This window comes from Micromonospora sp. D75, from assembly GCF_018070405.1.
GTDB lineage: Bacteria > Actinomycetota > Actinomycetes > Mycobacteriales > Micromonosporaceae > Micromonospora > Micromonospora chalcea.
Window position 1 is genome coordinate 1 of the sequence record NZ_JAGPXV010000822.1, and the last position, 2177, is coordinate 2177.

At 70.6% G+C, this 2177-nt stretch carries 3 protein-coding genes; all 3 read left to right on the forward strand.

Annotated features, from left to right (window positions below; all coding sequences use genetic code 11):
• Positions 1-373: 373 nt before the first annotated feature.
• Positions 374-814, forward strand: a complete 441-nt coding sequence (locus tag KBX39_RS29540; RefSeq protein ID WP_030501268.1) for a helix-turn-helix transcriptional regulator — start codon at positions 374-376, stop codon at positions 812-814.
• A gap of 163 nt (positions 815-977) precedes the next feature.
• Positions 978-1331: a hypothetical protein gene (locus tag KBX39_RS29545; protein WP_013284062.1), complete on the forward strand. Its 354-nt coding sequence runs from the start codon at positions 978-980 to the stop codon at positions 1329-1331.
• A gap of 69 nt (positions 1332-1400) precedes the next feature.
• Positions 1401-2177, forward strand: a 777-nt coding sequence (gene otsB, locus KBX39_RS29550) for a trehalose-phosphatase (RefSeq protein ID WP_210873676.1), incomplete at its 3' end; no start/stop codon positions are given.

Below are 2177 nucleotides of genomic sequence, written 5' to 3' on the forward strand. Positions count from 1 at the left end.
GATACCGGCACCCGCGGGCGAGATAGAGACGCCAGGGGGCGCTCAGCCCGGCGGACACGCCGTCCGCGATCAGCCCGAAGGCCTGGGCACGGGTCGCGAGCTCGGTCACGAGACCCCCTCGGCACCCGCGGAGTGACGCATGTGAGCACTCGTCGTCTCAAGCACGTGACACACCGTAAGTTGTCTCATGAGCGTGACAGTATCAGCTTTTCAGACCTTTGCCGCCGTACTCGTGTCCATCTATTCTGCCCAGGTGACACCCCTCAGGAGCAGCACTGGATCGTTTACCGGAAAACCTCGATCACCGTCACGTCAGCGTGACAGCAGCGTGCCGAGACCGCCCGACGGGACCGACTGGCCGTACCGTCACGGGGTGACCGAGACGGCCAACGCGCGGAAGATCGCCTTCGCCACCTTCGTCCGACGTGCGCTCGACGACGCGCGAGCGCTGCGGGCCTGGAGCGGCACCGAGGTCTCCCGGCGCACAGGCGTCTCCCGCCAGACCATCAACCGCTGGGTCCGCGGCGACTGGGCCAGCGACCCGGAGGCCGAGCGGGTGGTCGCCTTCTGCGAGGGCCTCGGGCTCGATCCGGCCGCCGCCTTCACCGCGCTCGGCTGGGACCGCGCCGCCGGCCCACGGGCCACGCCCACCCCACCTCCGATGGACCCGGACGTGGAGGCGCTGCTGCGCCGGCTGGTCGACCCGACCGTGTCGGACGCGGAGAAGTTCCACATTCGAGAAACCATTCGCTACCTCGCATATCGCCCGACACTGCCGGGCGGTGTCCGAAATAGGGGGAAACAGGCCGGGTAGTTCCTCAGATGGCGAAAGAACGGAAGGTCAGACCCGATCGTTTCGCCTCGGGGACGGATCGGACCCGCTAGCGTCCACGTTTGTACTGCTAGGGGCTCGTCATCGGCGGGGGGACGGGACACAGCCGAACCCAGCCCTGCGGGACAGAAGGAGGGGTCTGTCCATGACCCTGAAATGGTTGGCAGTCGTGGTCGCGGTGGTGTCGCTGACATCGTGCGTGACCGGCAACGTGGTGGTCGGCGTACTGGACGGCGGGCAGCTTCCCCTGGTCGTCAACCTCTTCGCGCTCACCACGGCCGGCACCGCGGTGATCCTCGCCGTCGTCGCCGAGCTGCACGATCGTCTCAACGACCGGGTCAGCGCGCTCACCGAGTTCCTGGTGGCGCGGCTGAACGAGATCGAGGCGCACACCGGCGACCGCAACACCGGCTTCGTGGAGGGCTACCTGCTCAGCCACGGGCAGGAGGCGGCAGTGGTGCCGTTCGGGCGCCGGGGACGGGGAGCCGCCGAACGCTGATCCCCACGACGTTCCCACGTCACATCTCGGCCACGAATACGCCGCCCGGCGCGGGGTACGCTGACGCGCGTGCCGCCGTTGAATCTGGGCAACCAGCAGCCGAAGACCCCGTTGAACGCGGAGCACGCCTGGCGTGCGACCGCCGATCGCGCACGGGACGTCGTTCTCTTCTTCGACTTCGACGGCACGTTGGCGCCGGTCGACGACGACCCCACGGCCGTCCGGCCCGCGCCCAACGTGCTCACCGCGCTGGAGGCGCTCGCCCCGCACGTGCGGCGGATCGCCATCGTCTCCGCCCGGCCGGTGGACTTCCTCCGCGACCACCTCGGCGGCCTCGCCGGGATCGACCTGTACGGGCTGTACGGCCTGGAGCACAGCCACTCCGGCGGCGAGACGGTCACCGAGCCGGCCGCTCTGCCGTGGGTGCCCACCATGTCCGAGCTGGCCGAGCAGGCCCGCGCCGAGCTGCCGCCGGGCGCGCTGGTCGAGTACAAGCGGCTCTCCGTCGCGCTGCACTGGCGTACCGCCCCGCAGCTCGGTGAGCTGGTGCAGGAGTGGGGCCGGGCCCAGGCCGAGCGGCTTGGCCTGCGCGCCCAGCCGGGCCGGATGGTGCTGGAACTCAAGCCCCCCGTCGACCGGGACAAGGGCATGGTGATCGGCGAGACGGTCCGGGACGCCGGCGGCGCCTGGTACTTCGGTGACGACGTCTCCGACATCAAGGCGTTCGCCGCGCTGCGCGCCCGCGCCGCCGCCGACCCCGGCTTCCTCGGGGTCTGCGTCGCCGTGGCCAACCCGGAGACCGGGCACGAGGTGGCCGACGCCGCCGACCTGACCCTGGACTCCCCC